The 24,000-nt window shown below is 68.0% G+C and carries 23 protein-coding genes and 1 pseudogene; 12 read left to right on the forward strand and 12 right to left on the reverse strand.

Annotated features, from left to right (window positions below; translation table 11 throughout):
- Window positions 1–135 precede the first annotated feature (135 nt).
- Together ACSG06_RS04210 and ACSG06_RS04215 are read right to left on the reverse strand one after the other, a co-directional pair.
- A complete protein-coding gene (locus tag ACSG06_RS04210) occupies window positions 136–1,524 on the reverse strand; it encodes a S8 family serine peptidase (RefSeq protein WP_440989015.1) in 1,389 nt (462 codons plus the stop codon).
- Window positions 1,525–1,676: 152 nt separating this feature from the next.
- A complete protein-coding gene (locus ACSG06_RS04215) occupies window positions 1,677–3,089 on the reverse strand; it encodes an FAD-binding oxidoreductase (RefSeq protein WP_440989016.1) in 1,413 nt (470 codons plus the stop codon).
- Window positions 3,090–3,232: 143 nt separating this feature from the next.
- On the opposite strand from ACSG06_RS04215, the gene ACSG06_RS04220 reads away from it, so the two are divergent.
- The gene (locus tag ACSG06_RS04220) at window positions 3,233–4,150 is read left to right on the forward strand and encodes a helix-turn-helix transcriptional regulator (protein ID WP_440989017.1); all 918 of its coding nucleotides are present in this window, start codon (window positions 3,233–3,235) and stop codon (window positions 4,148–4,150) included.
- Window positions 4,151–4,166: 16 nt separating this feature from the next.
- Here the strand turns inward: ACSG06_RS04220 and ACSG06_RS04225 are convergent, their stop codons facing one another.
- The 5 genes from ACSG06_RS04225 to ACSG06_RS04245 form a co-directional block, all read right to left on the reverse strand.
- The gene (locus ACSG06_RS04225) at window positions 4,167–4,385 is read right to left on the reverse strand and encodes a hypothetical protein (RefSeq protein ID WP_440989018.1); all 219 of its coding nucleotides are present in this window, start codon (window positions 4,383–4,385) and stop codon (window positions 4,167–4,169) included.
- A gap of 245 nt (window positions 4,386–4,630) precedes the next feature.
- Window positions 4,631–4,909: a hypothetical protein gene (locus ACSG06_RS04230; RefSeq protein ID WP_440989019.1), complete on the reverse strand. Its 279-nt coding sequence runs from the start codon at window positions 4,907–4,909 to the stop codon at window positions 4,631–4,633.
- A 183-nt stretch (window positions 4,910–5,092) separates the two neighbouring features.
- Window positions 5,093–5,332 carry a hypothetical protein gene (locus ACSG06_RS04235; RefSeq protein WP_440989020.1) on the reverse strand — a complete coding sequence of 80 codons (240 nt, stop codon included), beginning with the start codon at window positions 5,330–5,332 and terminating at the stop codon, window positions 5,093–5,095.
- Window positions 5,333–5,400: 68 nt separating this feature from the next.
- Window positions 5,401–5,640: a hypothetical protein gene (locus ACSG06_RS04240; protein WP_440989021.1), complete on the reverse strand. Its 240-nt coding sequence runs from the start codon at window positions 5,638–5,640 to the stop codon at window positions 5,401–5,403.
- 429 nt (window positions 5,641–6,069) lie between these two features.
- The gene (locus tag ACSG06_RS04245; RefSeq protein ID WP_440989022.1) at window positions 6,070–6,918 is read right to left on the reverse strand and encodes a potassium channel family protein; all 849 of its coding nucleotides are present in this window, start codon (window positions 6,916–6,918) and stop codon (window positions 6,070–6,072) included.
- Window positions 6,919–7,105: 187 nt separating this feature from the next.
- On the opposite strand from ACSG06_RS04245, the gene ACSG06_RS04250 reads away from it, so the two are divergent.
- The gene (locus ACSG06_RS04250; RefSeq protein ID WP_440989023.1) at window positions 7,106–8,167 is read left to right on the forward strand and encodes a hypothetical protein; all 1,062 of its coding nucleotides are present in this window, start codon (window positions 7,106–7,108) and stop codon (window positions 8,165–8,167) included.
- A 443-nt stretch (window positions 8,168–8,610) separates the two neighbouring features.
- On the opposite strand, the pseudogene ACSG06_RS04255 reads toward ACSG06_RS04250, so the two are convergent.
- Window positions 8,611–8,703 (reverse strand): annotated as a pseudogene (locus ACSG06_RS04255) (ion transporter); the annotation flags it as partial.
- A 110-nt stretch (window positions 8,704–8,813) separates the two neighbouring features.
- On the opposite strand from ACSG06_RS04255, the gene ACSG06_RS04260 reads away from it, so the two are divergent.
- Window positions 8,814–9,677 carry an LLM class flavin-dependent oxidoreductase gene (locus ACSG06_RS04260; RefSeq protein ID WP_440989024.1) on the forward strand — a complete coding sequence of 288 codons (864 nt, stop codon included), beginning with the start codon at window positions 8,814–8,816 and terminating at the stop codon, window positions 9,675–9,677.
- A gap of 299 nt (window positions 9,678–9,976) precedes the next feature.
- Window positions 9,977–12,166 (forward strand): hypothetical protein, encoded by a 2,190-nt coding sequence (locus ACSG06_RS04265; protein WP_440989025.1) that lies wholly within the window; start codon window positions 9,977–9,979, stop codon window positions 12,164–12,166.
- 55 nt (window positions 12,167–12,221) lie between these two features.
- On the opposite strand, the gene ACSG06_RS04270 is transcribed toward ACSG06_RS04265, so the two are convergent.
- The 3 genes from ACSG06_RS04270 to ACSG06_RS04280 all read right to left on the reverse strand — a co-directional run bounded on the left by ACSG06_RS04270 (window position 12,222) and on the right by ACSG06_RS04280 (window position 14,063).
- Window positions 12,222–12,671: a universal stress protein gene (locus ACSG06_RS04270; protein WP_440989026.1), complete on the reverse strand. Its 450-nt coding sequence runs from the start codon at window positions 12,669–12,671 to the stop codon at window positions 12,222–12,224.
- 42 nt (window positions 12,672–12,713) lie between these two features.
- On the reverse strand, window positions 12,714–13,226 hold the full coding sequence (locus ACSG06_RS04275; RefSeq protein WP_440989027.1) for a DUF7978 family protein: 513 nt from the start codon (window positions 13,224–13,226) through the stop codon (window positions 12,714–12,716).
- Window positions 13,227–13,289: 63 nt separating this feature from the next.
- Entirely contained in the window at window positions 13,290–14,063 is a 774-nt protein-coding gene (locus tag ACSG06_RS04280; RefSeq protein ID WP_440989028.1) for a Nif3-like dinuclear metal center hexameric protein, read from the reverse strand.
- Window positions 14,064–14,602: 539 nt separating this feature from the next.
- Here ACSG06_RS04280 and ACSG06_RS04285 point away from each other — a divergent pair.
- From ACSG06_RS04285 to ACSG06_RS04310, 6 genes are all read left to right on the forward strand, one after another.
- On the forward strand, window positions 14,603–15,436 hold the full coding sequence (locus tag ACSG06_RS04285) for an RAD55 family ATPase (RefSeq protein WP_440989029.1): 834 nt from the start codon (window positions 14,603–14,605) through the stop codon (window positions 15,434–15,436).
- 57 nt (window positions 15,437–15,493) lie between these two features.
- On the forward strand, window positions 15,494–16,390 hold the full coding sequence (locus ACSG06_RS04290) for an AAA family ATPase (protein WP_440989030.1): 897 nt from the start codon (window positions 15,494–15,496) through the stop codon (window positions 16,388–16,390).
- Window positions 16,387–16,986 (forward strand): DUF8135 domain-containing protein, encoded by a 600-nt coding sequence (locus tag ACSG06_RS04295; RefSeq protein ID WP_440989031.1) that lies wholly within the window; start codon window positions 16,387–16,389, stop codon window positions 16,984–16,986. Before ACSG06_RS04290 ends, ACSG06_RS04295 begins: the two co-directional genes overlap by 4 nt.
- A gap of 18 nt (window positions 16,987–17,004) precedes the next feature.
- Window positions 17,005–17,325 (forward strand): transcription factor S, encoded by a 321-nt coding sequence (locus tag ACSG06_RS04300; RefSeq protein ID WP_440989032.1) that lies wholly within the window; start codon window positions 17,005–17,007, stop codon window positions 17,323–17,325.
- 235 nt (window positions 17,326–17,560) lie between these two features.
- Window positions 17,561–20,275: a phosphoenolpyruvate carboxylase gene (gene ppc / locus ACSG06_RS04305; RefSeq protein ID WP_440989033.1), complete on the forward strand. Its 2,715-nt coding sequence runs from the start codon at window positions 17,561–17,563 to the stop codon at window positions 20,273–20,275.
- A gap of 92 nt (window positions 20,276–20,367) precedes the next feature.
- Window positions 20,368–20,559, forward strand: a complete 192-nt coding sequence (locus ACSG06_RS04310; RefSeq protein WP_440989034.1) for a DUF7576 family protein — start codon at window positions 20,368–20,370, stop codon at window positions 20,557–20,559.
- Window positions 20,560–20,598: 39 nt separating this feature from the next.
- Here the strand turns inward: ACSG06_RS04310 and ACSG06_RS04315 are convergent, their stop codons facing one another.
- The gene (locus tag ACSG06_RS04315) at window positions 20,599–22,914 is read right to left on the reverse strand and encodes a bacterio-opsin activator domain-containing protein (protein WP_440989035.1); all 2,316 of its coding nucleotides are present in this window, start codon (window positions 22,912–22,914) and stop codon (window positions 20,599–20,601) included.
- Between the two features lie 144 nt (window positions 22,915–23,058).
- Here ACSG06_RS04315 and ACSG06_RS04320 point away from each other — a divergent pair, with 144 nt between their 5' ends.
- The gene (locus ACSG06_RS04320) at window positions 23,059–23,565 is read left to right on the forward strand and encodes a YkgJ family cysteine cluster protein (protein ID WP_440989036.1); all 507 of its coding nucleotides are present in this window, start codon (window positions 23,059–23,061) and stop codon (window positions 23,563–23,565) included.
- A gap of 52 nt (window positions 23,566–23,617) precedes the next feature.
- Window positions 23,618–23,917 (forward strand): hypothetical protein, encoded by a 300-nt coding sequence (locus ACSG06_RS04325; RefSeq protein WP_440989037.1) that lies wholly within the window; start codon window positions 23,618–23,620, stop codon window positions 23,915–23,917.
- Window positions 23,918–24,000: the final 83 nt, after the last annotated feature.

A 24,000-nucleotide genomic window follows, 5' to 3' on the forward strand; every position in this document is an offset into this window, starting at 1 on the left:
AAAAGCACTCCTGCCGGTGACTGGACAGGTCGCAGGCGGTGACCGACCACGGCCCGTTCGGGCTCAATCGGGTCCGTGCCGTCGAAGAAAGACGCGTTCGGAGCCGCGTCGGGACGCGGTTCTGGTCGCCGGAGGCTACAGTGCGTCGACGATGTTCAGGTAGCCACTGCCGTAGTACTCCTTGCCGTAGCCCGACGGCACGTCGGCAGCTCGCTTGAGCGCCGACTCCAGCTGGTTGGCGTTGTAGTCCGGGTTCGCGCTCTTGACCAGCGCTGCGGCGCCGGCGACGTTGGGTGCCGCCATCGAGGTGCCGGCGACCCAGCTGTAGGTGTAGTCGATGCTCTCGATACCCGTGACGTTCCCGTCGCCGTCCGTCGCGTAGGTCGGCTCGGCGATGGTGTTCAGCACGAGGTCGTAGTACCAGCCGGGAACGTTCGCGCTGTAGGCTTCGGGACTGTAGTTCCCACCTGGTGCCCCGAGGTCGACGGCGTTGGTGCCGTAGTTCGTGTAGACGGCCGGCGTCTGGGCCGGCTGCTCGCCGCCGTAGTCGCTGGCGTCGTACCCGAAGCCGACGGGACCGGTCGCGGACACCGACAGCGCCTGCGCGCCCTCGTTCGGCAGGCTGATGACCGGGTTGCACTCGATCTCGCCGTCGTCGTCGAAGTCCATGCAGACCTGGCCGTCGTGCTGGAGGTCGGCGGCGTCGTTGCCCGCGGAGATGACCAGGAGGGTGCCCTGACTGTTGGCGTACGTCATCACGCGGTTCAGCACCTTCCCGTAGAAGGAGCCGAACTCCTGCCGGACTACCGGGTAGGCGCCGATGGAGAGGTTCGCGACGTCGGCGCCGATACTCGCGCTGTAGGCGACCGCCGCGAGGATGTCGCCGAAGGAAGCGAGCGCGTTCGGCGAGAAGACGCGGCAGTCGACGAGCTCGGTCGCCGGTGCCGTCCCGATGACGCCCGCACCGTTGTCGCTTGCACCGACGATGCCGCCGACGTGCGTGCCGTGGTAGCCGCCCGCCGGGTTCGCCGCCCCGAAGCCGTCGCCGGTGAAGTTCCGCGACAGGTCCTCGTTCACGTTCAGGTCGGGGTGACCGGCGGCCACACCCGTGTCGATGATGGCGACCCTGGTCCCTTCGCCCATCGTCGTCTCGTGGGCTGACTCGACATCGAGGTCCTGTTTGTCCCACTGGAGGTCGTACAGTGGCTCGTCGGAGACGGTGCTGTCCTCCAGTGTCGGTGCGTCGGTGTTCACCTCGGGCTCGCCGATCTCGATGAGGGTGTCCGGTCCGTACTCCGCAACCCGGTTCGAGGACGACAGTGCCTCCTCGTCGCCCGAGACGACCGCGAGTCTGGTCCCCGGCATCTCGTGTACCACCTCGACGCCGCTGGGTAGGCCTCGTCCCTTGGTTCGGACGATGAACCGGTCCGTCGATGTCGCCGCCGTGACCGTCGATCCGACCGCGATTCCCCCGAGCAGTGCCCCGCTTACCTTGAGAACATCTCTTCTGGTACTAGGTACCATGATACTATCTGACGTGTAATCGGCCATAAAACTTATCTAATTAAACGAGTCTCGCCGGTAGTTCACTGCACCGTCTCGGTAATCGCCAGCAGAGTCGCTTTTCGAATCGGTGTCCGGGGCGAATTCGGGTCGTGTTCGTCCGAGGTCGTGGGTCACCGACCACCGTGGCCGGACGGGCGGACGTTCTGGTTCCGGTCGAACAGGTTCGTGGGGTCGTACTCGTCCTTCAGCGCGACCAGCCGGTCGTACGCGTCGCCGAACGTCGCCTGCACCAGCTCGTCGTTGTCCTCCAGGAAGCCAGCGAAGTTCAGGTAGAGCGAGCCGTCCGAGAACCGTCGCACGTCGGCGAGGCAGTCCCGGACCCACGCGACGTTCGCCTCGTCGGCGTCGGGGTCCTCCCAGTTGGCCTCCACACCGAGGAGGAACGGTGCGTCGCGGCCGCCGAACGCGCTCTCGTCCATCCCGACGTCCGCGATGGCTCCGCCGAGCTGCCAGACGTCCACCGTCGAGAGCGGGGACGGCGCCGCGGCGGCCCAGTGTCCGATGCGGTCGATGGCGGCGTCGGAGAGTCCGTCGAGGTAGCACGACTTCCAGTAGTAGCGCAGTCCGTCCGGGTAGTCCGCGTCGAGGAGCTGCTGGAACTCCACGTAGGGCAGCCTGCCGCTCGCGTCCGCGAGGGGGTCCGCGAACTCCCGAAGGGGCTCCAGAGTGGCCGCACCCTCGTCGGGGTCGCCCGCGTAGCACCCCATGATGGCGAACTTCTGCCGGTGCCGGTCACCGGCGTCGAACAGCTCCTCCTCGGGGAGCTCACCGGCGAAGACGAGGCTGCTCACCTCGCGCGGCGCGTCCGCGACGAACTCGCGATACGACCGCAGGACGGGGCCGAGCTGGTCCGCCGGATAGAACACGAGACACGTCGCCACCGCCGGGCCGACCGGGTGGAGCTCGAACTCGAAGCCGGTCACGACGCCGAAGTTCCCGCCACCGCCGCGGAGGCCCCAGAACAGCTCGGGGTTCTCCGTCTCGCTGGCGCGTACGAACTCGCCGTCTGCGGTGACGAGCTCGACCGATCGGAGGTTGTCACAGCTCAGGCCGTGCTTGCAGCGCAGGTGGCCGATGCCGCCGCCCAGGGTGAGCCCGGCGACCCCCGTGTCGGAGACGACGCCCCCCGGCGTCGCGAGCCCGAACGCCTGCGTCTCGTGGTCCACGTCGGCCCACGTCGCCCCGCTCTCGACCCACGCCGTCCGTGCGTCGGGGTCGACCCTGACCGCCGTCATCGCCGAGCAGTCGACGACCAGCCCGTCGTCGCACACCGCCGTCCCGGCAACGTTGTGCCCGCCGCCACGGACAGAGAGCGGGAGGTCGGTCTCGCGGGCGAACCCGACTGCCCGCTGGACGTCTGCGACGCCGGCACAGCGCACGATGAGCGCGGGCGACCTGTCGATGACACCGTTCCAGACGGCACGCGCGTCGTCGTAGCCGGCGTCGCCGGGGCGGACGAGCTCGCCGCGGAGCGTCGATTCGAACTGCTCGACCGGTCCGTCGTCGGGTGCTGTCGACTCCATGTCTCACGGGAGGACAGCGCGGCAGTTGGCCTCACCCATCGGACCACGTTCGGCACGTGAACGCCGTCTCACGCCGTGAACAGTCCGGGCTCGCACAGGGGGAGTTACTACCCGGGGTCGCGTACCTCCACGTAGAACCGGCCATGGGAACCGACGAAGACGCACCGGAAGCAGACCGCCCCCGTCGCGAGCCCGGCTCGCCGATACTCGAGGCGCTGCTCGAGAACGCACGCAACCGCCAGCACCTCGGCCGCCGGCTGGACGGGGCCGGCGAACGGCCCGGGACCGCCTTCCTCGGCGATCTCGTCCGACACGGCCCCGCCCTGGAGTCGCTCCGTCGGGAACCGCTCGACCGCCGCGAGATCGAGGAGCGCCTCGATGTCTCCCGTGCCACCAGCCACCGACTGACCCAGTGGCTCGACGAGCAGGGGCTCGTCGAGAAAGCGGAGGGGCGGTTCCGGCTCACCGGACGCGGCGAGGCCGTCGCGGACGAGGTCCTCCGGTTCGAGGCCACCGTCGCGACGGTCACCCGGCTCGGCCCGCTGCTCGACGTCATCTGCGAGGACCACCAGGAGTTCGTCGTCGAGCCCTTCGTCGACGCGACGGTCACCGTCGCCGAACCGACCGACCCGTACCAGCCCATCGAACGGTTCGTCGCACTCGTCGACGACTCGGAGACGTTCCGCGGGTTCAACACCAGCCACATGGCCCCACTCGTGCTCGGACGGTTCCACGAGCGACTGTTCGACGGGACCGACAGCGAGGTCATCTACCTCCCCGGACTCGTCGAGAAACTCTTCGAGACGTACCCGGACCGTGCCATGGCGGCCATCGAGAGCGGGCACCTCGCGCTCAGGACCCGTGACGACCTGCCGTACGGACTCGCGCTCTTCGACGACCGCGTCGGTATCGGCGGGTACGACGAACGGACCGGCCAGATGCAGGTGTTCGTCGACACCGATTCGCCCATCGCCCGCGAGTGGGCCGAGCGCGTCTACGCCTCGGTCAGGGCCGACTCGGACCCCATCGACGCCGACCGGTTCGGGCAGTTCGAAGGCTGAGAACGCGGTGGCAGCCTCAGACGCCCCCGTGCATCGCCTGGTTCTCGTCGTCCGCGAGGTTCTTGCAGCGGTTGGTGTCATCGCTGTCGAACTGGCGCTGACACTGCGCGGTCCAGGAGACGTCGGTGGGCGGGGACCGTTCGCTGGTCGGTTCGGGTCGGGAGAAGTCGGTCGACTCGTCGATGTGCGGCGTCGTGCTGGTGGTCTCGGGCGTGGTCTCGGGGCGTGTGCTCATGTGGTGAATCGTTCGGGTGGTGTGGTCGGTCGCTGGCAATTCGGTGTCGGGCGGGCCGCGCGTGCTGCGAGTACGTGGCTCATCGTGTCCCTACCTCTGCACCAATCTATCATAAATGTTCATGTTGGTATCGACGTTGCCGTGACACGCCACCGGTGGCGCCCCTCGCCGTCGAGCGCAGCTCCGACCCGGGCGGACGGCGCGGCGGTGGTGCCGCCGAGAAACGGTGGTTTCGCCCCCGGCGCTCAGTCGACGACGATGACGCCGAGCGAGTTGAGCAGGAGCGCACTCAGGATGCCGATGACCGCCGCGCCGCCCAGCACGCCCTGGAGCGCGAGGACGACGACGACCGGCGTCATGACGAGCGCCAGGGTGACGGCGATATCCGGCCAGGTGAGCACCTGCGACATCTGCGTGATGCGGTACATCGCGTACGGGACGCTGACGGCGACGATGAGCTGGATCAGTTCGCTGTGCGTGACCGTGGGCAGCACCGTCGGGAGGTCCAGTTGCAGTTCGAGCATCTCGTGTCCGCTGGTACGACGTCGGAGGGGGTAAACCACCGAATCGATGTATCTGACGAACATATCATCCTGGTAATCCGAGGGGGCCGGGCGAGTTCGTGCTCGGGGCCGGCAGCCCGACGTCCCGTCCCGGTTCTGCTCGTTCGTCGCGCCGATACTCGACTCTCGACTGTCGTGCGGTGCTCAGTCCGTGTCGAGGTGGGTCAACAGGTGGCCGATGACGAGGCCGACGATGATGACCGTGGCGAGCGGACTGATGAGCCTCTGGACGGAGAGCACCACCAGCAGCGGCACGATGCAGGTACCGGCGATGAGCAGCATCTCCGTCCACTTCAGCGTCGGTCGCCTCGTGATGATTGTTCCGGCACCGATGGGGGCCATCAGTGCGATCAGTGCGAGCGTCACGGTCGTTCCGAAACTCATGGTGTGGGTCGTTCCTCCGGGGTGGGTTGGTCGTGGGGGTGAACGGCTCGATGGTCGTGCGCGGTTCCTCAGTCGGTGTCCAGGAACGTGGTCAGGTGCCCGAGCAACAGCATCACGATGAAGGCACCACCGAGCAGGCTGATGACGCCCTCGCTGGCGAGCAGCCAGACCGCCAGGAAGGCGTTGATGACGATGGCCGGGGCGAGTCGGCGCCACTTGACGTCACGGACCTGGTTCATGACGACGTGCAGACTCACGGGAATCCCGGCTGCAGTCGCGAGTTGGGCAATCTCGAAGGGAGTTGGCATCGTGTGTCCGTAGCTTCCCGACTGGCACCCAAGAACCGGCGACTGGTGGTAATGTGCTATCACGTCCGTGGACACCGTCCCGGAGCGCACGACCCCGACTCGCACGAACGGGACATCGAAGCCGGGCGGAGCGGCCCCCGGCGCTGCAGCAAGAGACACCGATCAGCGCCATCCCAGCACGGGGTTCTGGATCAGCTGTCAAGAGAGACAAGCCACCCGGAATCGAGCCGAGCGTCTGCTGACCGCGACGGTGCCGGGTGGTGACCCGGTAACAGGTCGGCTTCGGCACTCGGAGGGCCCGTCACCGCCGGGGGTCACCCCGGTTGGGGACCGCCGCGAGCGCGGCCGAGTTCTCGACCTCGACCCGTGGGCGCGCCAACGCTCCGGCCGGTTCTTGCAGCGACTTTCGGTCCCCCTGCCCGCCACAGCTCACTGCGAGCCGTTCGCGTCGTACTCCTGGTAGATGACCGCTCCGCACGCCTTGCAGTGCGAGGCGTCTCGGTCATGGCCGGTGAGGCCGCAGCTCGGGCAGGTCACGTCCACGACGTCCTTCTGTGCCCACTCGCGGATTATCTTGCTCGCCTGCCACGGCAGCACGATGATGCCCGCGATGATGGTCCCGGTCGTGATCCAGCGGCCCGCGGGCGTCATCGGGACGATGTCGCCGAAGCCGACCGTCGACACCGTGACGACCGTGTAGTAGAACGCGTCCCCGAAGTTCGAGACGCCCGGGTTCACCGCGTGCTCGGCGCTGTAGAACAGCCCCGCCGAGACGAAGAAGATGACGAGCACCGTCAGCAGCAGCTTCAGTGCCCGGAGCGCGTTGTCCGAGATCGTCCCGAAGAAGAACTCGGCGTCGCGGGTGAACCGGTAGAACCGCAGGACGCGGATGACGCGGACGACCCGCAGGAACCCGATCTCGAGCGCGACCGCCGGCGTCGGCGTCGCGAGCACGACGAGCGTCGGGAGGATGGCGACCAGGTCCACGACCGTGTACGGGTTCGTCGCCTCCGCCACGCGGTCCTGGGCGCCGTAGAGCCGCAGGACGTACTCCACGAGGAAGACGAGCGCGACGCCGACCTCGAGCGCCCAGAGCCGGGCCTCCGTCGCCGCCGACACCGGGTACGTCTCGACGACGAAGATGGCGACGAACAGGAGGTTCAGCCCCATCAGCGAGATGTCGATCGCCTTCCCGAGCCACGTCCGATGGTCGAGCAGGTAGAACCTGACCGTCTCCCGGAGTGTCCGTCCCTCGCTCCCGGTCGCCGTCGACTGCATACCGTGTTCGTATGCACGGGTCACCGTAGTCCCTCGGGTTGTCCGATGATGTGTTCCGATGGAATCTCCTCGACTGAACGTGGGCGTAGCTGAGGACAACGACGGCGAACGGAGCTGTTCCCGCCGCACCAGCAAGTACCTATTTACGTCGACGTGACAACGAGAGTCCAACAACTGGTGTTTGCACGTGACGCGTGATGACTCGTCGACTGAGGACGCGACCGACGGCCGAACCCGAAGACAGGTAGTTGCCGCTCTCGGGGGTGCAGCAGCGACCGGGCTGGCCGGCTGTGCGGGTTCGAGCGACGGTGCCGACCCCGCGACAGCCACACGAACAGAGACCGCAGCGGACACGCAGACCCCGACAGCGACGGCGACCGACACCGCGACCGCGACGGCAGAGCCAGAACCACAGTTCCCGCAGCGAATCGAGCCAGACCTCTCCGACAATCAGCTCCGGGCGGAGTACGAGAACAGCATCGTCACGCCAGGGAACTACCACGAGAAGATGGAGAACGCGACGCACGAAGAGACGGAGGTCGTCGGCCTCGACAACATCGCCGCAGCGTTCGCAGGCGACCGCGTCGAACAGGTGAAGAACGTTGCAGCTGCAGCCGCCGCACAATACGACGCCCGAGCCGAACGCGGATCCGAACTGGCAATGGTCAAAGCAGTCAACGACACATTCGACTGGTTCACCTTCGAAGACGGTTGCAGAGTTGACCTAGAAACAATGATAGAAGGGCAAATGGCTCTCGGAATGTCTGTAAACACCTTCGAAGACGAAAACGGTGAATTGAGAAGAGACCTGATGAACAATGCAACACATGTCACAAGACCATCAAGAGAATGGCTAGGACCCTACAGTGAAAGCGAATTCATGGATTCAGGAAATGATGGCCAAGTTTCGTCAATGGAATTCGAGATCATGGAAAGTATTGACTGGGATATCCCAGAAGGAACAACGCAAAGAATTCATGACGGATGGGGTAACTTCCTCTGGGGCGCAAGAAATAGTGACGCCAACCTTGTCTTCAGTCGTGAAGGAGGACTCCTGACAACAGAGAAACTACGAGAATCACCAGAAGTAGCCAGAGATGTCAAAGACGAGGTCAATGAAGCCTACGCAACAGCAGAGATGGAAGGCTACGATCTCAGCGAAGACTACCTAGCTGTCGAAGAAGAGGCAGGAGAGCTAGTCTACAACGTAGTAACCGAAGACCAGGCAGAAGAGATAGCAGCCCTGTAACAAACTTTCTCTCCCACTTTTTTCTTCTATTTACTGACTATCTTCGTAGTAAGCTCCTGGATGTCTTCTAACTTCTTCAGATCCAAGCCCTCCTCTTGGGTAGTCTGGCCAGAGCGCTCCATTTACAGCTTGAGTGCTGCCCGTATATGTTCCTAGGTCAGAATGTTCTGGTTCTATTCTATCACCCGGTGTAATCCGAAATTCTCCAAGTGCTCTGTCGGAGCCGGCCATGAAGTAGTCGGTGCCGTCGACAGTCTCTATTTCAGCGAAGACTTCCAGCAGTAGAAGCAGCGGCAGGCGAACTCGTCTACGACGTCGTCACCGAAGCGCAGGCGGAAGAGATCGCCCGGAAACATCCCCTCCACTGTCGTACTCCGCTCCCGGCCGCCGCGTGGCTTCATTCGATGTCCGTTTCTGTGACACTGTCATTCGCCCGCCACAGCTCACTGCGAGCTGTTCGCGTCGTACTCCTGGGAGATGACCGCCCCGCACGCCTTGCAGTGCGAGGCGTCCCGGTCGTGGCCCGTGAGGCCGCATCCGAACACCGCCAGGGTGAAAACTTACGTCGTGTCGGCTCCCTCAGAACGCAGGGATTTCCCGTCCGGCACCGCGGCCCGCCACGTGAATCCCGCAGCGAGGACCATCGATGTCTCACCCACCACCGAAGCACGGCCTGTACCTGCAGAACTGCAACGTCTACCTCGGCGACCTGGCGACGCCGACGAACATGCTCGAGTACGCGGTCGCCGCCGACGAGGCGGGCTGGGACGGCGTGTTCATGGCCGACGGCCTCTACCCCGAGTTCCCCTCCGTCGACCCCTGGACGACGCTCGCCGGCATCGCGACGCGAACGAGCGACGTCGTGCTGGGCACCTGGATCACCCCGGTCTGCCGCCGCCTGCCCTGGCAGCTCGCCCACGACCTCGCCACCCTCGACCGGCTCTCCGACGGCCGCGTGCTCCTCGGGGCGGGCCTCGGCTCGGAGGGGAACTACACCACCTTCGGCGAGGAGTGGGACCCGAAGCGCCTCGCCCGCCGCTACGAGGAGGTGCTCGAGATCCTCACCGAACTCTGGACCGGCGAGCACGTCGACCACGACGGCGAGTTCTACACGCTCGACGGCGCGGTGCTCCCCTACACCCCCGTGCAGGAGCCACGGATCCCCATCCTGCTCGGCTGCTGGTGGCCGAACAGGAACCCGTTCCGGCGCGCGGCCGACTGGGACGGCATCATGCCCGCCGCCCCCTCGTTCTGGGGGTCGGAGGGCGAGCAGGGCGAACCCGTCACCGGCACCGTCGAGGAGGAGCTGACCGAGATGCTGGCGTTCTACCGCGAGCACACCGACGAACCGAAGGAGCTCCTCCTGCCCGTCGACATCCCCGAAGCCCCGGCCGACTTCGCTGCGCTCTGCCGAGAGGTCGGGGCGACCTGGCTCCTGACGTCCTCGCTGCTCGACGACGAGAGCCACGCGGACAACCTGGCTCGGATCCGCGAGGGGCCGCCGGTCTGACGCTGCGCAGACTTCCAGCCTCCCGGCCGTTCGGCGGGGTAGGCGACTTCTGCTGCCACTGTCGGCGCTGAAATCGAGTACTGGCCTCGGCACTCATAGGGCTCGTCACCGCCGGGAGCCACCCCGGCTCGGAGCGGGTGCGTCGTCATCGGCCACCCGGGGCTACACCGCCGGCGGAAAAGAGCGTTCTCACTCGCCCTGCTGGTGACGGTCGTACCGTGTCGAGGGAGGCGACGTCCCGGAGTGCGACGCACGGAAAGCAGTTATAGTCAGCCAGCCAATGATTCTGGGAGCGAATCATGGCGACGAACGATGGGGTCGACGGTGGGGGACAGGACGGGGAGCGTGACGACCCCGTCGACGACGAGCGACGACGGCGGCTCCTCCTGGCCGCGGCCGTCGCGGCAGTCGGAACGGGTGGCATCGCTGGCGCGTGGGCTCTTTCACAGGACGACGACGGGGGCGACACCGACCCGTCGCCGTCCGCCACGGCGACCACGGCCGAGCCGACCGAGCAGGCCGACGAGGACACGCCCGCCGCGGTCCCCGAACTGGTGGCGCGGTACGCCCCGGACCTCTACTTCGGCGCGCTGGAGAAGTGGTTCCCGACCGACCCGCGACCGTACGTCGTCGAGACCGACGCGGGCCGGATGGTAGACGGGTTCACGGCGCTCGATGGCTACGCTGCCGCGTACCGGGAGACCGGAACGCCCCCGAACCCGGTGGCGTTCTACAACGTCGTCGAGGCGGCCGCCGGCGTCGACGCGCTGCAGTACTGGTTCTACTCCACGTTCGACCAGTTCACCGTCAACTTCCACTGGCACGACTGGGAGCTGCTCCAGGTGTTCGTCGACCGCGAGACCGGGACGCCGCTGTTGCTGTCGGCGAGCGCGCACGCCCGGTCAGTCCCGAACAACGAGTTCCGCGACCCGGCGTTCGGCGGCGACCGGCGACCGGGCATCCTCACCGAGGTCGGCTCGCACTCGAGCGCCAGCGAGGTGAACGAGCTGCTCCCGAGCTTCGAGCGGCTCCCGGCCGGCGGTCGGGACGCCGACGTCACCAACGAGGTCCTGGGGTTCAGCCTCAACCTGGGGTCGCCGTTCGCCTACGGGCTCCCCCGCGACGAGGGGGCGAGGCTCCCCTTCGTCATGCCGGAGCTCGACGGCCACCGGCTCGACGACCACCCGTCGCTCTCGGTCGGGACCGACGACTTCGTCGACGAACGCGTGACCGTGAGCGACTGGCGGGACCTCGCGCGACCGCCGGGCGACCTCCCGCTCCGCGAGCCGGGGCTCACGTTCGCCCACGCCGACAGCGCGACGGACGCCGACGTCCGGTACACCTTGGAGCCGCTGTCGACGGTGGCCGACGCCGTGGACGGCTTCAGCGGACCCCAGCTCAGCTTCGAGTTCGCCATCCCGGGGTTCGTCGAGGACCGCTTCGCGAGCTTCATCACATCGGTCGGCATACCGTGGGAGCAGCCGCGGTTCGCGGACCCCCTCGACGACGTCACCGACCCCGCGCACCGCCGGTACATCGACGGGAGCGAGCCGTCCGGCCTGCTCGACCGCGTCGTCGGTCGCGCGCGGCAGCTCGGGAGCGGTGCGACGGGCGCACTCGACGGGGTCGCCGACGCGGCGCAGGAGGCAGCCGCAGATGTCGCGACAGTCTCCCTGTTCGGGCTGCCGGTCGAGGCCGCCGTCCGCCTCGCCAGCGAGGACCCGGTCGCGACGGTCACCCGCGACGGCGCGTTCGGCTTCCTCCACGTCGCCCCCGGCGAGCACCTCCTCGCCGTCAACGGGCCGGGATACGCACCGGTCGCGCAGCGCTTCGTCCACGAGGGCGGGACGTTCCGCGCCGGGTCGGACGGCGAACTCACGCTCGTGGCGAACGAGGACGCCGGCTGGCTCCGCGGCGACGGCCGGAGCGCGAACGGGATCAGCCACGTCCGCGTCGTCGAGGACTACGCCGGCGTCGTCTACGACGGCGAACCCACGGAGGAGGACCGGTTCGCGGTCGCCGTCCACCGCGACGGTCTGTACACCGTCGAGGTCGTCGACCGCGACGGCCGACCGGGTGCGTACCGGGTGACGCCGGACTCCTTCGACGACACCGGTGACGCCGTCCGGGAGGTCGTCGAGACCGGGAAGCTGCCGCTGACGACGACGCTCCGGGACGAACTGGCCGCCCTGCTCGAACTGGCCCGTTCGCTCGCTGGTGCGGACGGAGCCGGCGGCGAGGTGCGCGACCGACTGGCCCGGGCACTGGAGGCGGCTACTGGGGCAACTGCAGCCGCCGAACGTGGCGACGCCCGCACGGCAGACCGGCAGCTCTCGACCGTCGTCTCGTTCCTGACCGAAGCACTCGAACTCCTGTCCGGGTCCGACGACGACGAGGGCTACGACGAGGCCGCCGTGGCGGTGCTCCGACCCCGGACCGAGGCCGCCGTCGACCGGGCTGGAGAAGCCATCGACGCCGAACTCGTGTAGGGTATCCGGTGCGGCGGCACCGGCCGGGCCCGCGGGATCCGCGGAAAAGGCGTTCTCACTCCTCGCGTCGGCGGGCGATGTACACGTCGTACTGGGGGGTGTCGGCGACGGGCGAGCCGACGCTGGAGAGCGGGTTCGTCACGCGGCCGGCGTTCTCGCTGCCGACGAAGACGACGCTGGTGTCGACCTCCGCGGCGACCTCGCGGATGCGCCGGGCCACGTCGGTCGTCTCGCTGGCGACGGGTTCGACGTTCTCGATGAGCTCGCAGCGGAACTCGGCGTCGGGTGCGAGGTCGAGGACGCGCTGACGGAGCTTGCGCTCGATGACGCCGACGTCGAACGTGTCCTCGGGGTCGAGCCAGCCGCGCTCGCGGGCGTACTCCGGATCGTCGGGGACGACGGTGAGGACGACCAGCTGTTCGTCGCGGAACGCCGCGAACTCGGTGGCGCGTCGGAGTGCGGTGGTCGAGAGCGCTGCGCCGTCGAACGGGACGAGAAGGGTCATGGACGATGCTACCGCCGCCGGTGACAATACGCTTTCCCCGGCTCAGTCGATCCGGGCACCGAGGTAGCCACCGAGGCCACCGAAGACGATGGGGAACGCGAGGCCGGCGTAGAGGACCGTCTCGACGAGGCCGGGGGCTGCGGGCAGTGGTGAGGTGAGGACGGTGACGAGCAGGAGACGGCAGGCGACCGCACCGAACAGGTAGCCGGTGGTGACCGCCGCGCCGGTGACTGCTGCGTCGCTCGGTTCGACGTCGCCTCGGCCGCGACGGTGGAGCAGCATCCCGCCGGCGAGCACGAGGACCGTCGCCGGGACGACGACGGGGACGACGCCGTCGGTTCCGATGCGCGCCCCGCCGACGAGGATGGGGACGCCGTGGCTGGCGTAGAACCGCCAGCCGGTCCGGACGACGATGTCCGTGACCAGCGGCTCGCCAGCCACGGCAGCACGCAGGACGAACACGACGCCGGTCAGCAGGTACCCCGCGAGGAAGGCGACGAGGCCGACGGCGGTCCCGGCGTAGAGCGTCGCCTCGTCGAGGATGGTGTCGCTCATGCGATGCTGTCGCCCGGCTGTCGAGTTAATCGTTCCGTTCGGCGCCGCGATGAACGAAACGGCTCAGAGGCCGGTCGGGACGTCGAAGAACGTCGTCTCGATCTCCTCGTCCCAGCTCGCGACCCAGTCCTGCAGCTTCCGGACGCCGAAGGTCTCCGTGGCGTAGTGCCCGGCGAGGAACACGTTCAGCCCGGCCTCGCGAGCCTCGTGGTAGGTCTTCTGCTTGCCCTCGCCCATCACGAGCGCGTCGACGCCCTTCGCGCCGGCCTCGCCGACGTAGTCAGAGCCGTCGCCGGTGGCGATGGCCACGTCCCGGATCTCGTCGGGGCCGAAGTCGATGGTTCGGACGGGCTGGCCCCCGGTGGAGAGGTCGCTGGCGAGCCGGTCGCGGAGCTCGTCGACGGTGAACGCGTCGCTGGCACGGCCGCGCTGGCCGACGTGCTCCGGGCCGACTTCCCCGAAGGGTTCGCGGTCTTCGAGGTCGAGCAGGTCGGCGACCCCGGCGGCGTTGCCGAGCTCCGGGTGGGCGTCGAGCGGCAGGTGCGAGACGTACAGCGCCACGTCGTTCTCGACGAGCGGCGCAACGCGGCCGTACGTCCGGTCGGTGATGCGCTCGATACCGCCCCAGGAGATGCCGTGGTGGACGACGATAGCGTCGGCTCCCCAGTCGGCCGCGCGCTCGAACGTCTCCTTCACGCCATCGGTGCAGAACGCGACGCGCTCGACGCTTCCCTCCGCGGGCCCGACCTGCAGCCCGTTGGCGCTGGCGTCGAGGCCCGCGAAGTCCGCCGTCCGGAGCTCGTCGTCGAGTCGCCCGCAGAACTCGGTGAGTCGCATGCCCGAACCGAGGGTCGCCGCCGAGAAAGACCCTGCGCTCCCGCGATAGCTGTCGCTCCCGCGCTGGCGAACAGGCACCACTCTCCTGCCGACGGCGACGTGGCGCACACCCGCTGCCCGCCGTCGGACCGCTCTCAGGTCACGTCGCGTCTGGCCGCGGGATGTGATTTAAACGATTGCACAACCGCCATGGCGCGCGGCTGGCGAGACCGCGAGCGCAGCGAGCGTGTCGAGCCATTCCGCGCGAGGGATGAGGAGCGCAGCGCCAGCGAGCACCGCAATCGGCTGGGGGGGTGTGAGGTGCGGTGCGGTCGCGGTCGGGCGGGACTGAAAGGGGCTGCTCGGTCGACGAACCCCGACGAAGCAAGCACCGCAGGGACGAGGAGCGCAGCGAGTCGCGGGAGTCGAGCGAGCAGGGGCTTTCTGGTTGTTCGCGGTCCCAGAGATCTCCACGAATAGGAACCCACCGCCAACCGAACTCCCAACCTCAACCACTAGCCGCCGTAACGGTTACCTACGCACCGACCGACTCCCGGGGTATGGAACGGTTGCCGACGGGAATCTCCCGGCTGGACTCGATGATCGGCGGTGGCGCGCCACCCGGGAGCGTCGTGTTGCTCGCGGGCGAGGTCGGGGCGGGCGCCCGGGAGTTCGTCTACACGAGCGTCGCGATGAACGGACTGAAGGAGTCGGACCAGGAGCTGTTCGATCTCTACTACGGGAACGCCCACGACGACGCGCGGTTCCCGGACGAGGTGCACTACGTCTCGTTCACGTCCGAGAGTGCGGCGCTGCTGGAGGAGATGCGGTACGTGATGGACGACGAGCTGGTCGACGCCGGGACGAAGCAGGTCGAGTTCGCGGACCTGTCGAGCCAGTACTTCCAGCTGTCGCAGGTCCCCCGCGAGTGGTACTCCGACGCGACACCGGACATCGGGTCGCTGGGGGACCGGGACCGGCGCGGGACGCTCAACGCCATCGGGGAGTACCTGAACGAGCACGGGGCGGGCAACCTCGTGGTCATCGACTCGGTGACCGACCTGCTGAGCGCGGCCGAGGAGCAGATGGACTGGAACCAGATCACCCTGCTGATGAAGGGGCTGAAGAAGGCCTCCTACCGGTGGGGTGGGCTGGTGCTCCTGCTGGTGAACACCGAGGCCCTGTCCGAGAACCATCTCGGCCGGCTGATGGATGCGACCGACGGGACGCTGTTGTTCGAGTGGGAGTCGGGCGGCTCCGAGCGGGCACGCACCCTCGTCGTCAAGCAGTTCCGTGGGGTTCTCTCGCGGCTCGAGGACGAGAACATCATCCAGTTCGAGACGGAGATCCACGACGGCGGGTTCGACATCAGCGACGTGCGCAAAATCCGTTGACGGCCGCCGCTTCGTCTGCAACAAGCCTTAAGCGGTTCCCAGCCGAACTGCGGACGAATGGCGAGCGAGGAGCACGTCGACCTATCCGTGCAGCTACCACCGGAACTGGGGGAGTGGTTGCACGACAAGGCGAGTGAGCAGGACGTCCCTCCGGAGGCGCTGCTGGAACAGCTCCTGTCGGCGTACCGGACGGTCTCCGCGGCGAACGAGGACGACGCCTACGACCTCACGTCGCTGCTGGAGGACCGGAGCGGGGAGCTCGACGAGCGCCTCGAATCACAACGCGAGGAGTACACCGACCTGATCCAGGACGTCCGCGAGCGCGTCATCCAGGTGAAACGCGAGACCGACGGGAAGGCGCCCGCGGACCACAGCCACGAGGAGTTGCTCGCGCGACTCGACGAGCTCTCGGCGGCGGTCGAGCAGTTCGACGGCGTCCGGGACGATCTCGACGACATCGACGAGGCGGTCGCGGAGCTCTCGGCGGAGCTCGACGCCGGGTTCGACAACTACGAGACCATCCTGCGGTACCTGAGCGATACGACCGAGGACCTCGACGCCAAGCTGACGAAGCTCGCACGGCTGACCGTCGATCTCCGCGAGGAGGTGCTGCGGCTGGCCGCAGCCGAGGCACGGCGGTCCGCGGTCGACACGCTCCGGCTCGCGGCCAACCGCGAGGGCATCGAGCGCGCGAAGTGCGGGGAGTGCTCCTCGACGGTCCGTCTCTCCCTGCTGACCGAGCCCGCGTGTCCACACTGCGCGAGCTCGTTCACCGACGTCCAGGCCAGCGACTCGTTCGGCCCGTTCGGCTCGAACCGGCTGCTCACGGGTGATGCCCCGGCGCTGCCCGAGGGTACCGATTCCGACCTCGCGGAGGGCCTCGAGGAGGACCTGGACGAGAGCTTCTTCGAGGGCGACGACCGGTCCGCACCCGACATCGAGGAGAGAGAATGACAGAGGACGACGACAGTCACGACCCGCTCGACGACCTCGTCGACGAGATGGTGGACACCAGATCGGTGCCGCTGGACGACGAGGGCGAAGCGGACGACGGGGACACCGACGACGCCAGCACCGACGCCGAACCCGGTGGCGACGAGCCCGCCGACGATGACGTGCCGAGTGTCGAGGACGTGACCGCAGAGGTCGTGGCCCCCGGCGACGAGTCACCGCCCGAACTGGAGGGCGAGACCGCCGGCCCGCTCGGCGAGATGGCCGACGAGTTCGAGCGTCGCCGGGCGGAGCGCGACGCCGAACCCGACGACGACGACCTGTTCGAGTCCGTCGACGTCGGGGACGTGGACAGCGAGGCGCTCTGGGAGCAGGTGTCCACCGACGAACCGACCGCCGAGCCGGAACCCGACGCCCCGGAGGTCCGCGTCGTCTCCAAGAGCAAGTACTGCCAGCGCTGTGAGTACTTCACCGACCCCCCCGAGGTCGGTTGCACGCACGACGGGACGACCATCCGGAGCGAGGCGAGCATGGACGAGTTCGAGGTCGTCGACTGTCCGAAGATACTCGAGGACGAACGGCTAGAACGCACACGGTAGCTACCCGACACTACAACGATGCAATTCTGCGACGACTGCGGTTCGATGATGAAGGCACAGGGCGACGAGTGGGTCTGTTCGAGCTGTGGCGCCAGCGAGGCCCGCGGCGGCGACGAGAGCGAGTTCGTCAGCACCGAATCACAGACCGACAGCGAGGTCATCGAGACCGAGGAGAACGCCGAGTTCGAGGGCAAGCCCACGGCGACGGACGTGCGCTGTGACGCCTGCGGCACCGAGGAGGCGTGGTACTACATCCAGCAGACCGCCTCCGCAGACGAGCCGCCGACGCGCTTCTTCAAGTGCACCGAGTGCGGGAAGAAGTGGCGCGGCTACAACTGATTCTCCCGGGGAGCGCCTCGGACAGCGGGTGGTGGCGTCGACCGTCCTCGAGTCCGTGACGCGTGCGGGGTTGTCCTCGTGTCTGCCGTCGGCCCCCAGAACCAGCCGTCCCGACCACGGTTCGGACGGCGAAGAGTCGGATGTCGGGAACGTTAACAATTGTTCACTCGGAACCGAGTGGCAATTTTCTCCACCGTGCTTGGTGACTATAGGGCTCGCTACCGAATCCCGTGCTATGAGCTTGCACGACAGGGGCGTTCGGCAGGACGTCCGGGAGCTCGGCGCGCTTCTGGGCGACGTGCTCGAGGCGCAGTCCTCCACGGGAGCGTTCGAGACGGTCGAGTCGGTCAGGACGGCGGCCATCGACTACCGACGCGGCGAGGACGACGACCGGGACGAACTCGCGACGGAGCTCGACGGGCTCACCCCGGAGCTCTCGAGCGTCGTCGCTCGCGCGTTCACCACCTACTTCGAGCTGATCAACCTCGCGGAGGAACGGGAACGGGTCCGGTCGGTCCGCCGGGGAGAACAGGACGGCACGCTCTCGGACGGGGTCCGCGAGGCCGTCGCGGAACTGGCCGCGGACGACCCCGAGCGCGTCCAGCAGGTGCTCGACGACGTGCTCGTCGAGCCGACGTTCACCGCGCATCCGACCGAGGCGCGCCGGAAGACGGTGAAGGCGAAGCTCCGGTCGGTCGCCGACCATCTGGAGACGCTCGACGAGCAGCGACTCACCGACGACGAGGCAGCACAGGTCGAACGCGACCTCGAGGCCGAGGTGACGAGCCTCTGGCAGACGCCGCAGGTCCGGGACCGCCAGCCACACCCGACCGACGAGGCGCGCAACGTTCAGTGGTACCTGGAGAACACGCTGTTCGACGTGACCGCGGACGTGTACGCCGACCTCGAGGACGCACTCGGCGAGTCGTTCGACGACCTCGACGTGGGCAAGCTGTTCGAGTTCCGCTCGTGGGCCGGCAGCGACCGCGACGGCAACCCCTTCGTCACGCCGGAGGTCACGACCGAGACGCTGTCGCGCCAGCGCCGGGTCGTCCTCGAGCGCTATCGCGACCGGCTGAAGTCGCTGTCGGGCATCCTGAGCCAGGACGCCGACCGCCTCGACGTCGGCGAGCAGTTCGAGGCGTCGCTGGCCGCCGACCGCGACCGCCTCCCCGGCGTCGTCGACGAGGCCGAGGCGCGCTACCCGAGCGAGCCCTACCGCCAGAAGCTGAAGCTGATGCGGGAGCGCCTCGACCGTGTGGACGACGTCCGCCCGGGTGGCTACGAGGACGCCGCGGAGCTCGCCGCCGACCTCGACGTGCTGGCCGACAGCCTTCGCGCCAACGGCGGTGCGGCCATCGTCGACGCGCAGGTCGAGCCGACGCGGCGGCAGGTCGCCACGTTCGGCTTCTCGCTGGCCAGCCTCGACCTTCGCGACCATCAGGAGAACCACACCGAGACGGTCGCGGCGGCGCTCGACCGCGAGGGGATCGACTACGACGCACTGGACGAGGACGAGCGCGTCGCGACGCTCACCGAGGCCATCCTGCAGGACGAGCCGATCGTCGACGTGACCGACACCGAGGCGCTCGGCGACACCGCGACCCGGGTGCTCCGGCGGTTCGACCACCTCGCCGACTGGCAGGCCGAGTTCGGCGCGCAGTCGATCGACACGTACTGCATCTCGATGACCGAGGAGCCGAGCCACGTGCTCGAGGTGCTGTTCCTCGCGGACCAGGCCGGCGTCGTCGAACTCCCCGGCTACTGCGGGCTCGACGTCGTCCCGCTGCTGGAGACCGAGAGCGCCCTCTCGGGGGCCCGGCGCATCATGGGCACGCTGTTCGAGAACGAGGCCTACGCCGCGGCGCTCGCGGCCCGCGGGGAGAGCGACGCGGACGACCCGTCACTCGGAACGCAGGAGATCATGCTGGGCTACTCCGACTCGAACAAGGAGAACGGCTTCCTCGCGGCGAACTGGTCGCTGTACGAGAACCAGCGCCACCTCGCCGACGTCTGCGACGAGTTCGACGTGACCCTGCGGCTGTTCCACGGTCGCGGCGGCTCCATCTCCCGCGGCGGCGGCCCGATGCACGAGGCGCTGCTCGCGCTGCCGAACCGGTCCGTCACGGGGCAGGTGAAGTTCACCGAGCAGGGCGAGTCCATCGCAGAGAAGTACGCCAACCCGCGGGTCGCCGAGCGCGAGATCTCCCAGATGCTCAACGCCCAGCTCCGTGCGCGACGCAACGCCATCGAGACGCCCGAGGAGTCGGTCCCCGACGAGTGGGTGACTGCGATGGAGACGATGGCCGACGCCGCCCGCGAGGAGTACCGCGACCTCCTCGAGACCGAGGGGTTCGTCGACTACTTCGAGCAGGCGACGCCCATCACCGTCATCGAGGACCTGAACCTCGGCTCGCGCCCGGCCTCGCGCTCGGGCGACCGCAGCGTCGAGGACCTCCGGGCCATCCCGTGGGTGTTCTCGTGGACGCAGTCGCGCTGCATCCTGCCGGGCTGGTACGCGCTCGCGACCGGCATCGACGCCTACCTCGATTCGGGCGGCGACGTCGAGACCCTGCGCGAGATGTACGACTCGTGGCCGTTCTTCCGGTCGACGCTCGACAACGCCGCGCTCTCGCTCGCCCACACCGACCTGGAGATCACGAGCCACTACGCCGAGCTGGCCGACCCGGCCCTGCGCGAGCGGTTCTTCCCCCGGGTCGGTGCCGAGTACGAGCGTGCCACCGACCTCGTGACGAGCATCGCGGACCGCGAGACGCTGTACGCCCGTGACTGGTTCGGAGAGAGCCTGCGCCGGCGCAACCCCTACGTCGACCCGCTGAACCTGCTCCAGACGCGGCTGCTCGCCCAGAGCCACCGGACCGACGCCGAGGAGCGCACCCTCCGGCTCACGGTCAAGGGGATCGCGGCCGGGATGCAGAACACCGGCTGAACCCCTATCCACGTAGGTATGCGGCCGTGAACCAGAGTGGCTTGGTCCTACCCTTACGGTGGTTCGTGGTGTAGCGTCACGTGGAAGGGAAGATGACCTCAGCAGAACCAGAGGCGGTCACATCGAGCGAGGAGACAGAGGCGACGTGTGCAGGCTGCGGTGCCCCCGTCGAGACCGACGAGTGGCACCCTGCCGCGACCACGAGGACCGACACGGGCGCCGTCCAGATCCTCTCGTTCTGCGACCGCAGCTGTCGGGACCGCTGGCAGGACCGAGCGGAGTAACCTACCGGACACACCGGACAGCAGCCACGACCGCCTGTCTCAGGACCGTTCGCCTGCACGGACGTCGCGTTCGTGGTCGGGCGCCGGCACGTCGAACAGGTCGGTGAACAGCTTCTGCTGAGCGGCCCTGAGGTGTTCGTGGAAGGTCGGCGAGGAGATGTCGAGCGTCGCCGCTATCTCCTCGGCGTCGCTCTCGCGGGGCCACTCGAAGTACCCGTCCTGCAGTGCGGCCTCGAGCGCCTCGCGCTGGCGGTCGGTGAGCTGCTCCTCGAGCGTCGACCGGAACTCCGAGACGCGACGCTCGGGACGTTTCCGCTCGCGCTTCGCCCGGAGGTCGACCGAGTCGAACGTCTGCTCGAAGGAGTCGATCAGCGACCGGATCGACCCGGACTTCGGGAGCTCTGCGACCAGCTCAGCCGACCGGTCCTCGACCACGATCCTGCGGACGGTGCCCCCGTGCTCTGCGAGCTGGGTCGAGATGGGCGGGTCGACGACCGTCAACGTCACCAGCGCCTCGTCGCTGTCCTGTTCGAGCACCGAACAGCCCTCGACGTGGTCGAACGAGCGGACCGTGTCGAAGAACGATTCGTCCGGCCCGCCGGTGATGGTGAAGTACTCGACGAACGTGTGGTCGTCGAGCGCGGTCGCCCCCTCCAGCGTGGCCGTGACGCCGTTCTCGTCGACCGCCCGGAACAGCGGGTTGGTGGCGTCGCGCAGCGTCAGCTCGATCTGGATGGTGCCGTCGGCGATGAGCGCGGCGCGGCGCTCGGTCGCGTTGATCGCGAGACCGACGACGTTCCGGAGCTGTGAGAGGGCCTCCACGACCCCCTCGGTGAACACGCCGGGTTTGGTCGCGAACACGGTGACGACGCCGTACTGCGAGCCCTTGTACGACACCGGGACGGCGGCGACCGACCGGAACCCGTGCTCGCGCGCGACCTCGACCCAGGGGTCGCCCGAATCGAGCGACGCGAGGTCGTCGACCCGTTCGACCGACTGGGACGCGACTGCCTGGCCCGCCGGGTGGGTGACCACCTCGCTGACGGGGACCCTCGCCTCCGGCTCGAACTCGTCGTGGGCCGCGCTCGTCGCCAGTTCGACCGTGTCGCGTCGGGAGTCGACGCGGCCGAGCCAGGCCGCCGCGAACAGCGACGACTCGACGAGCTCCTCACAGACCGTCTGCTCTACCATCGTCCGGTTCGCGGCGTTGACGAGGGTCTCGTTGACCTGCTGGAGGACCCTGTTGAGCTGGGCCAGCCCCTCCAGTTCGTCTCGCTTCCGTTCCAGGGCCTGCTCGCGCTCCTTCCGCTCGGTCACGTCGCGGAAGTACACCGAGAGCCCCGTCTCGGAGGGGTAGGCACGGACCGAGAACCACGTCGACAGCGGCGGGAAGTACTCCTCGAAGGAGACGGCCTCCTGTGTCTCCAGTGCGTGCTCGTACTTCGCCTGGAACCGACTGTCTGCGGCCTCGGGGAACCGGTCCCAGACCAGGTCGCCGACGACCGCGTCCCCGTCGACCTCGATGAGTTCGGCGGCGCGCTCGTTGACGTACCTGAAGCGGAACTCGGTGTCGAGCGCGAAGAACGCGTCCGTCACGCGCTCGAGGTGGGACTCGAGTTCGGACTCGAGCCGCTCGCGCTGGGAGACGTCCCGGATGACGCCGGTGTAGTGGATGCCCGACGTCGTCTCGAACCGGCCGAACGTCACGAGGACGGGCACGTCGTCGCCGTCGGCGTCGGTCGCGGTGAACCGAACCGGCTGCCACTGACGGGCGGGTCCCTCGTCGTCGGGCGCGAACGGCGGCAGGAGCGTCCGGTCGCCACCGTCCTCGGGGAGTAGTCTCGAGAGGTCCTCGCCCTCGAGCTCGCCGTCCTCGAAGCCGAAGATGTCCGCCACCGCGGGGTTGGTCTCGGTGACGCGACCGTCGCTGTCGGTGGTCACGACGGCGTCCTGCGCGTGGTGGGCGAACACCGCAAAGCGGTTCGCGGCGTCGGTGAAGTCGACGCTCGTGGAGACGTAGGCGGCGAGCTCGCGGAACGGCACCGGCTGGTCGTCCGTGAGGGTGTGGAGTACGCCGTCGCCGACCACCGCGGTCGCGTCGAGCGCCGGGTCGGTCGTGACGTGGACGAACGGTACCGTCTCGGCGTGGGTCTCGTGCACCTCGGCGAGCCCGTCGTCGCGGTCGCGGTCCTCGCAGACGACCACGCAGTCGGCGCCGTCTGCACGGAGCCGGTCGTCCAGTTCCGCGACCGAATCGACGGTCTCGACGGAGAGCCCCGAGCCGGGACCGTCCGGAAGCTCCGGTTCCGGAGTCGGGTCGGCGGTGAGATACAGAACCCTGAACTCCTCGCTCATTGCGTCTATCTCTTCCCGGTCTCGACCGGTAAATGCGTTGTGTTCGGCATCATGCTACTGTTCCGTGCTCGACCTCTATACCTGCTTGTCCGCCACGGCGCCGGGTGGCAACCCATTTGAGCCTCGGGGCCCGACTGTCCCCCGATGGAAGCGTCCAGACGCGTCGAGGTTCACCCCGGCTGCGAGGTGGTCGTCGACTTCGACCCGTCGCTCACGTTCGAGTGCGTCGACGACTGCACCTGGTGCTGCCAGCACGGTGTGTTGCTGTACGAGCCCGACTTCTTCGCACTGGCCGAGCACGCCGACCTGGCCGACGCGACGACGGAGTTCCGGGGACAGGACTTCGTCCGCAAGGAGGACAAGGAGCGCGAGGAACACGTCGGCGAGGACGGACAGGCCTGCTACTTCCTGCGTGACGACGGCCTCTGCTCGCTCCACCTCGAGCACGACTGGAAGCCCGCCCGGTGTTCGGTGTTCCCTCTCGCTGTCACGGTCGAGGACGGCGACCTCCACGTCGACATCCGCGACAGCGCCCACGAGCACTGTGAGGGACTCGACGTCTCCGAACGGAAGGTCGTCGACAACCTCGACGCGTTCCTCCCCGAGGTGCTGTGGGAGCTGGACGACCCGGAGAGCGACCGGGAGCTCTGAGCCAACTCGACTAGGCCGACCCTTCTGGGCGCTCCGTGGACACGGTTCGACCATGAACGGACCAGACGGGAACGACCCCGACAGCAGCACGATCCACGACCCGGCCCACCAGTCGACCGAACACGTCGGCATCCTCAGCCAGGGGAGCAACGTCTTCTACGACCCGGAGCGGTCCGTGTTCTTCCGGACCGAACACGGCAGTGACGACGAACACACCGTCGTCCCCGGCTCGGAGCGAGAGCTCTCCCCCGGAGAGACGCTCGGTGAGGCCATCGAGACGCTCGGCGAGAAGACCGGGTGGGAGTCGCTCTCGGAGTGGGCCGAGGAGCACCTCGAATCGGACGAGCGATAGGGCCGACACGCGTGGTTCCGGCAGGCTGAAACCCGCGTTTCACCCAGGACAGGACACTTTGTCTACGCCCGCGTCGGCTCACA

Source organism: Haloarchaeobius baliensis (assembly GCF_052060055.1).
GTDB lineage: Archaea > Halobacteriota > Halobacteria > Halobacteriales > Natrialbaceae > Haloarchaeobius > Haloarchaeobius baliensis.